General features: G+C 59.3%; 7 protein-coding genes. 2 read left to right on the top strand and 5 right to left on the bottom strand.

Going from position 1 to position 7,401, the window contains the following annotated elements; all coding sequences use genetic code 11:
- Positions 1-31 precede the first annotated feature (31 nt).
- Together C1D09_RS02095 and C1D09_RS02090 are read left to right on the top strand one after the other, a co-directional pair.
- Complete coding sequence (locus tag C1D09_RS02095) at positions 32-874, top strand: transketolase (protein WP_143972760.1); 843 nt, start codon at positions 32-34, stop codon at positions 872-874.
- On the top strand, positions 867-1,817 hold the full coding sequence (locus C1D09_RS02090) for a transketolase family protein (RefSeq protein WP_143972759.1): 951 nt from the start codon (positions 867-869) through the stop codon (positions 1,815-1,817). The genes C1D09_RS02095 and C1D09_RS02090 overlap by 8 nt, the downstream gene beginning before the upstream one ends.
- Positions 1,818-1,888: 71 nt before the next feature.
- On the opposite strand, the gene C1D09_RS02085 is transcribed toward C1D09_RS02090, so the two are convergent.
- The 5 genes from C1D09_RS02085 to C1D09_RS02065 form a co-directional block, all read right to left on the bottom strand.
- Positions 1,889-2,590: a GntR family transcriptional regulator gene (locus tag C1D09_RS02085; protein ID WP_143972758.1), complete on the bottom strand. Its 702-nt coding sequence runs from the start codon at positions 2,588-2,590 to the stop codon at positions 1,889-1,891.
- A 118-nt stretch (positions 2,591-2,708) separates the two neighbouring features.
- Entirely contained in the window at positions 2,709-3,437 is a 729-nt protein-coding gene (locus C1D09_RS02080) for an ABC transporter permease (RefSeq protein ID WP_143972762.1), read from the bottom strand.
- Between the two features lie 49 nt (positions 3,438-3,486).
- The gene (locus C1D09_RS02075; protein ID WP_208760337.1) at positions 3,487-4,662 is read right to left on the bottom strand and encodes an ABC transporter permease; all 1,176 of its coding nucleotides are present in this window, start codon (positions 4,660-4,662) and stop codon (positions 3,487-3,489) included.
- A gap of 128 nt (positions 4,663-4,790) precedes the next feature.
- On the bottom strand, positions 4,791-5,831 hold the full coding sequence (locus tag C1D09_RS02070; RefSeq protein WP_143972756.1) for an ABC transporter substrate-binding protein: 1,041 nt from the start codon (positions 5,829-5,831) through the stop codon (positions 4,791-4,793).
- A 34-nt stretch (positions 5,832-5,865) separates the two neighbouring features.
- Positions 5,866-7,308: an amidase gene (locus C1D09_RS02065; protein ID WP_246135631.1), complete on the bottom strand. Its 1,443-nt coding sequence runs from the start codon at positions 7,306-7,308 to the stop codon at positions 5,866-5,868.
- Between the last annotated feature and the right edge of the window lie 93 nt (positions 7,309-7,401).

The raw sequence follows: 7,401 nt of genomic DNA, 5'->3' as shown, positions 1-7,401 counted from the left end.
CGAGAAGGCCGGTGCAACCCCGGAGGGATGAATGATAGGAAATCGAACACCACCCGACAGCGCGGCTATCGCGCTGTTGCAGCAGAGAGCGGTCCAGCTCAAAAGAAACATGCTTGTTCAAGCGCGCGGGAAGGGCCAGGGCTATCTCGGCCAAGGGCTCGGCATCGCCGAACTATTCGCGGCCATGTATTTTCATGAGCTCCGCTACGATCCACAGGACATGACCGATCCGGATCGCGACCGGTTCCTGGTTTCGACTGGCCATTACGCCATCGCGCTGTGGGCGGCTTTCGCTGAAATCGGCCTCATCGATCCCGCCATCCTTCCCACATATGGCGCCGATGGTGGTCAGATAGACATGACGACCTTTGATGCCGTGCCCGGTGTCGAAATGACCGGCGGTTCCCTGGGGCAAGGTCTTGGCGTCGGGGTGGGCATCGCGTTGGCGCACAAGCTTGATGGTCGATCCGCGCGCGTCTTCGTCGAGATCTCAGACGGAGAGGTTCAGGAAGGATCGACCTGGGAAGCGGCGATGTCAGGCTCTGCCTTCAAGCTCGACAACCTGGTCGCGCTGGTGGATTGCAACGGCATTCAAGCTGACGGCGCAATCGTAATGAATATCGAGCCTGTTGCCCAGAAATGGCAGGCATTCGGCTGGGACGTCGTTGAGATCGATGGCAACGACATGGCCCAGATCGTTGACGCCCTGAACTGGGCTCGCGCGATGAACCAGATCCCCAAAGCGATCGTCCTGAGAACAAAGCCCGGCAAGGGGCTCCCGACCCTCGAGGCGCGTGAAAAGGCACACTTTATTCGCGTCGAACAAAACGAATGGGATCTGCTGACCCGAGAACTGGAGGAGCAAAATGCTTAATTCAACCAGCAACGCTCATGCCGATAGCGGCAAGCGTAGCATCCAGGCTCCCTTCGGCGCCGCTTTGGTGAAACTCGCCACTCATCACGACGACGTCGTCGGCCTGACGGCCGACCTTGGAAAATATACCGATATCATGCCGTTCGCCGCCGCCTTTCCGGACCGGTATTTCAACGTCGGCATGGCTGAACAGAACCTGATTGCGGTAGCTGCCGGTATGGCCAAGGCCGGCAAGACGCCTTTCGTCACCACTTACGGAGTCTTCGCCACGAGACGCGCTTATGACTTCATCGCGGTCGCCTGCGCTCACAGCAATCTTAATGTCAAGATCTTCGGTGCGTTGCCTGGGCTCACGACGTCCTATGGCGCATCGCATCAGGCGATCGAGGACTCTGCCTTGATGCGGGCAATTCCCGGCCTGACCGTCATCGATCCTTGCGACGCGTCTGAAATCATGGATGTGGTCAACGCGGCCTACGATACGCCGGGCACGGTTTACGTCCGGCTTCAGCGCGGCAATGTGCCGATAGCCTTACCAGCAGATTACAGCTTCAAGACAGGAAAAGCGCAGATCGTGAAGGCGGGGTCGGACATCGGCATCATCAGCACCGGCATTTCCACGGCGCATGCGCTCGAAGCCGCTGCCCGGCTTGAAGCGTCCGGCAAATCCGCCGCTATCCTGCACGTCCCAACGCTGAAGCCATTCGATCACGCCGCGGTGGTCGAATTCGCCAAGTCTTTCGATCAACTGGCAACGGTGGAGAATCACGTGAAAGAGGGCGGCCTAGCCACGCAGGTCGCCGAATGCTTGTTCGAGGCTGGCATCGTCAGGAAACTTCAGCGTATCGGTCTGCCCGACGCCTTTGTGGAATATGGCTCTCCAGCCTATCTCATGGACAAATACGGGATTTCCGCCGCGAAAATCTTCGAAGCTCTTCGCTGAAACGAAATGGGCGCCGATCGAGGCGCCCATTTCCTCCCAAATTGCCTTGGCCCAAATTTGCCTTGGCTACCTCAGGCACCATTGCGTTGGATGAAGCTGAGAATATTTTCCGCGCCCAGTTTGATGTCGCGCTGAAGCGCCTCGCGAGCCGCGGCGCCGTCGCGGTCCGCAAAAGCCTGCAGGACATTGAGATGCTCTTCTCCGCCAAAATGGATCAGCGGCATACCGCCATAATATATCGAGTGAATAGGACCCATCGAGACCCACAGCGTTTCGATCTGAGCAAACAGCATGCGCAGGCCCGACGCCTCACAGGCTCCGAAATGAAACTGCCTGTTGGCTGTGATCGCTGCCTCGGTATTTTTCCCTTTCTCGGCAGAGACATATCTTTCGTTGATCTTGCGAAGCTCGTCTATGCGTTCCTGGCCGATGCGGCTCGCGGCCAGTTCTGCCGCGAGGCCTTCCAGCGCAATCCTTATTGTCATCAGCTCGGTAAGCCGTGTGACCGTCAGATCGGGAACCGTGACGAAGCGCCCTGACCGGAGTTCAAGCGCCTGTTCGCTGACCAGCCTCAGGCAGGCCTCGCGTACCGGAGTGGCGCTTGCGCCCATCATCTCCGCCAGGTCCTGCACGACCAGTCGCTCGCCTGGCCGGAATCGGCCTTCCATGAGAGACTGCCGTAGCGCCACGTAGCATCGCATGGAAAGACTACCCTGCTCCAGCCGGGTTACGGGCGAGGTCGACACGGCAATCGTAGATGCAGCCTTAGACATTGGTACTCCAATTCCTGATTGCTTCTGGTCGGGAGCACATTCCAGCACCAGCGGCAATGTCAATCCATAAGTTATAGGATAGCCCCGAAATTTCTGGGCTTCCCTCCAGTACATGCCGTCAGCGGCGGCGAAGCAGGCCCAGAAAGACCATCAGCAAGATCGTTACCAGCAGCAGGATCGCCGACATCGCCAGGATGGACGGATCGATATTGTCCTTGATGCCCTCGAACATCTGGCGCGGCAAAGTCTTCTGCTGAGGTCCGCCGATAAAGATCGCCACAACGACCTCGTCGAAAGACGTGACGAAAGCGAAGATCGCCCCCGCGATGACACCGTTTGCGATCAGCGGCAAGACGATCGTAAAGAAGGCATGGATCGGTGACGCGCCAAGGCCGTAGGCTGCCTGCAGCAGCCTGTTGTCGAAGGTCTGCAGGGTCGACGAGACCGTGATCACGACGAAAGGCACGCCGAGCACCGTATGGGCGATTACAAGTCCAGAAAACGTTGCCACGAGCCCGAGCTTGGCGAACATGAAGTATGTACCAACGGCGGTTACCACGACCGGCACGATCATTGGTGAGACAATCAGCGCCAGCACAAAGCCCGAGGCCGGGAAGTTCTTGCGGGTAAGGCCGAATGCAGCTGCCGTACCCAGTACCGTTGCCAGGGCGGTGGAGAGACTGCCGACGATCAGGCTGTTCTTGAGCGCGAACATCCAGGGTGTTGGCTGGAGAACCTTCTCGTACCATTGCAGCGAATAGCCGGGCAACGGATAGGACAGGAAACTCACGGAACTGAACGAAATCGGCAGGAACGCCAGCAGCGGGCCCAGCAGAAACAGCATCATGACGCAGGAGTAAACCGCTATGATCCGGTTGGTCTTCACGGGAGCCTCTTCATTTCAGGGCCACGATACGCGAGAGGCCCAGGAGCCGGCCGAAAGTGCCGAAGATAAGCAGCACGGCTGAAAGCAGAACCACGCCGAGGGCCGCGGCCATGCCCCAGTTGATGACGCTGTTGGTGTGAAACGCGATAAAAAAGCTGATCATGTTGTCGCCTGCTCCACCGACAAGCGCGGGAGTGATGTAGTAGCCGATAGCGATGATAAAGGTCATCAGGCAGCCAGCGCCTACGCCGGGCAAGGTGAGGGGCAGATAGACTTTGAAGAAACCAAGGAAAGGATGAGCGCCAAGCGACGCCGACGCTTTCATGTAATTCGGTGAAATACCCTGCATGACGCTCCGGATCGGAAGAACCATGAATGGCAGCAGAATGTGGACCATCACGATATAGAGGCCCGTGCGGTTGAAAATCAGCTGCAGCGGTTCATTGATCACGCCTAGCCGGGTGAGAAAGCTGTTGACCACGCCGTCCTTCGACAGGACCACGATCCAGGCGCTGGTGCGAACCAGCAACGATGTCCAGAAGGGCAGGATCACGCTGAATGTCAGAGCCGCCGCAAATCGACGCGGCAGGACGGTGATGGCAAAGGCAATTGGATAGCCAAGGAGCAGGCAAAGCAGCGTGACCGTGCCGCCGATCTGGAATGTGCGCAAGAACGTATCGAGATAGACCCGTCGATCCTCTTCGACGCGAGTGATATGCCCGAGATCGTCCATCTTGAGGTCGAATGCGGCGAGGAAAAAGGCCGGGGTCAGGCTTGCCGTCGCCCGGTTCAATGCCGACCAGTAGCGGGGGTTCGCCCAGCGAGCGTCGATCCTGGTCAGTTCGTCTCGGCCAGATGTGCTGGCCTGATCAGCCTGCAATCGACGCGCCGTCTTGAAGACCAGCGCACGATAGCCAGGCACTTCGAAATCCAGCCGCCGCGCCGCCTCCCCAAGTGCCATGGAATCGCTGTTCGATTTCAGGTCGAGGGCCAGTGCCGAAAACACGGAGGCGGGCGGAAGCCCAAGCCCGTCCCAGGTCGCTATCGCTTTGCTGAGATTCGGCAGCACGATGGGCACTTCGCTGTTGCGAACCGAATAGCTCAGCATGACCGCGAGCGGAGCGAAAAAGAACACAATGAGGAAGACAAGGAGCGGCGCGCATAGCAGGATCGGTGCGATCGTCATTCGCGCGCGCCTGATGGCCTGCTCCGGCCCCGGTACAAGACACTCAGTCATTGGTCGACCCATTCGATCTCACAGAAATCCCGACCCCCGGGCCAAGGAGACAGCCCGGGGGCGTTGTCACCTACCGGTTATCGCGCACGCCAGGCTTCGAACTTGGCCGTGAGATCCGCGTCATTTTCCGCCCAGAAAGCAGCGTCGAAGGGAATCGCGTTCTTCAGGTTCTGCGGTGCCGTCGGCATGGCCTCGGCGGCCTTTGGAGGGACCATCGCGATCGCCTTCTTGTTCATGATGCCATAGGCGATCTTCTCGGGAAGCTTCGACTGGATCTCCGGCTGGCTCGCAAACGCAATGAATTTCTCCGCCAAATCCTTGTGCGGAGAGCCCGAGACGATGCCCCAATAGTCCTGGCCGTACATCTGCCCGTCCCACACGAGCGCAAAGTGCCGGCCGTTCTGGTTCGCCGTCGTCACGCGACCGTTGAACGCCGTCGTGACCGCGACGTCGCCGGCTGCAAGCCGCTCAATGGGTTCAGCACCGGTCGTCCACCAGACGATCTGCGACTTGATCTCGTCGAGCTTCTTGAATGCTCGCGTAACACCCTCATCGGTGGCCAGGACCTTGTAGAGATCCTCATTCTTGACACCGTCGGCAAGGAGTGCGGCTTCAAGGGTCAAGCGCGCGGACGCTCTCATGCCGCGCTTGCCCGGCCACTTCTTCAGGTCCCAGAAATCGACCCAGTTCTTTGGGCCGTCGACGATGCGATCCTGATCATAGGCAAAGACAAACGACCATGCGAATGCACCGACGCCACAGGGCTGTACCGCCTGGGGCAGGAAATCTTCGGGATTGCCGATCTTGGGCCAGTCAAGCTTCTGATAGAGGCCTTCGTCGCAGCCGACGATCATCTCGGCGTGATCGAGTTGGATCACATCCCAGGTCACGTTCTTGGACAGGACCATGGCACGGATCTTGGCCTGCTCGCCGGCGTAAGAATCCTCCGAAAAACTGATGCCAGCCTGCTTGGCAAACGGTTCGAAGAAGACCGCGCGCTCGGCATCCTGCAGCACGCCGCCTGCGCCGACCAATGTGATGTCGCTGGCATGGGCAACTTGCGCAGCAACCAGGATGGCCGCGGCGGACAGCAAGGTGGAAATCGGGTTCGTTCGCATATTTCAGTTCCCTTTGATTGATGTTGTTCTTGGATCACGATTTCAGGTCGGGCTTTCTATCGGCCCACGGTCTCGCCTCCTCGAGTTGTCGCGCCAGGTTGAAAAGCAGTCCTTCCTCGCCGTAGCGCGCGGTAAATTGCGTGCCGACCGGCAGGTTCTCGGCATTCCAGTGAAGCGGGACGCTCATGGCTGGCTGCCCGGTCATGTTGGCGAATGTCGTGAAGGCGAGGAATTCGATGAACCGGTCCATGACCGCTTCTCCGCCATGCACGCCTGCATCGAAGTGGCCGAGAACCGGCGCCGGCGAGCCCAAAGTTGGAGTTAGCCAGAGATCATATCGGCTGTGAAACTCGGCGATCCTGCGCGCGAAACCGTTGAAGAACACGATGTCCGTCAGATACTGCGCGGCGCTGACCCTGATGCCCTTCTCGAAAAGATACCGATTGAAAGGCTCGGACCGTTCGACGGCGATGTCGATAGCGATACCCGTGCGCTGCGAAAGCAATGACAGCGTCCGCGTTGCGGTCAGCGTCCAGAGCCGCCGATAGACCACCTCATATTCGGCAAACGAGAAATCCGGCGCCGCGAACTCCACATGGTGACCAAGGTCTTCCAGCAGACGTGCAGTGTTGTGAACAGCCTCCTTGCAGCTTGGGTCGACCGGCGTGCCAAACATGGAGACATCGGCACACGCGATCCGCAGTGTTCGCGGGCGCCGCTTCATCTGCTCGGTGAAACTCGAGCGTTGCACCGGCGCGTAGTAAGGATCGCCCGGCATTCCGCCAGCTGTCAGGTCCAGCAGTGCGGCGCTGTCCCTGACCGATATTGTGACCGCGTGTTCCACGCCGATACCCGCGACGCTGCCTTCTCCGAAGTCGGGCCCGTGGGTGGTCCGCCCCTTGCTGGGCTTCAGACCGAAAACACCGCAACAGGAGGCGGGGATGCGAATGGACCCTGCCCCGTCATTGGCATGTGCCGCCGGTACCATCCGGGCGGCAACAGCGGCCGCCGATCCACCGCTGGAACCGCCGCTGGACCGTCTTGTGTCCCAGGGATTGCGTGTTGGGCCGAACAGTTTCGGCTCGGTCGTCCCGAGCGTGCCGAATTCGCAAGTGTTGGTTTTCCCTAGCGTTACCAGGCCGGATTTCCGATAGCGCGCCATGAGTTCGCTGTCATGCGGCGCGGGTCTGTCGACCAGCAAGGGACTGCCTGCACTGGTGGGAAGACCAGCGTAGTTGATTGTCAAATCCTTGATGAGGAACGGTGCTCCCGACAAAGGAGCTCCATCCAGGCTCGCCAAATTTGCAAGATCTCGGGTCGGGTCGATCGGGCGTATCACCGCGTTGACAAGCGGGTTGATAAGATCGATCCGCGCTCGCGCGGTTTCGACCAGTTCAGACGGGGTAAGATCCTTGGCGGCAACCAATGCGGCAAGGCCGACAAGATCTGTCTCCATCAGATTATTGCTGTTCGGCATTTTTTCCTCTGCTCATGCGCAAAAGGCGATGCAATCTTCGGCAGCCCAGGTGAGTTCACACCGATCGCCCGGATTCAGGCCGAGCCCCTCGGC

Source organism: Mesorhizobium intechi (assembly GCF_002879535.1).
Lineage (GTDB): Bacteria > Pseudomonadota > Alphaproteobacteria > Rhizobiales > Rhizobiaceae > Mesorhizobium > Mesorhizobium intechi.
This window is presented reverse-complemented; position numbering and strand designations above follow the sequence as displayed.

Coding starts and splice junctions, on each gene's coding strand:
- C1D09_RS02095 (WP_143972760.1), top strand. CDS start 32: ATGATAGGAAATCGAACACCACCCGACAGCGCGGCTATCGCGCTGTTG.
- C1D09_RS02090 (WP_143972759.1), top strand. CDS start 867: ATGCTTAATTCAACCAGCAACGCTCATGCCGATAGCGGCAAGCGTAGC.
- C1D09_RS02085 (WP_143972758.1), bottom strand. CDS start 2,590: ATGTCTAAGGCTGCATCTACGATTGCCGTGTCGACCTCGCCCGTAACC.
- C1D09_RS02080 (WP_143972762.1), bottom strand. CDS start 3,437: ATGATGCTGTTTCTGCTGGGCCCGCTGCTGGCGTTCCTGCCGATTTCG.
- C1D09_RS02075 (WP_208760337.1), bottom strand. CDS start 4,662: ATGACGATCGCACCGATCCTGCTATGCGCGCCGCTCCTTGTCTTCCTC.
- C1D09_RS02070 (WP_143972756.1), bottom strand. CDS start 5,831: ATGCGAACGAACCCGATTTCCACCTTGCTGTCCGCCGCGGCCATCCTG.
- C1D09_RS02065 (WP_246135631.1), bottom strand. CDS start 7,308: ATGCCGAACAGCAATAATCTGATGGAGACAGATCTTGTCGGCCTTGCC.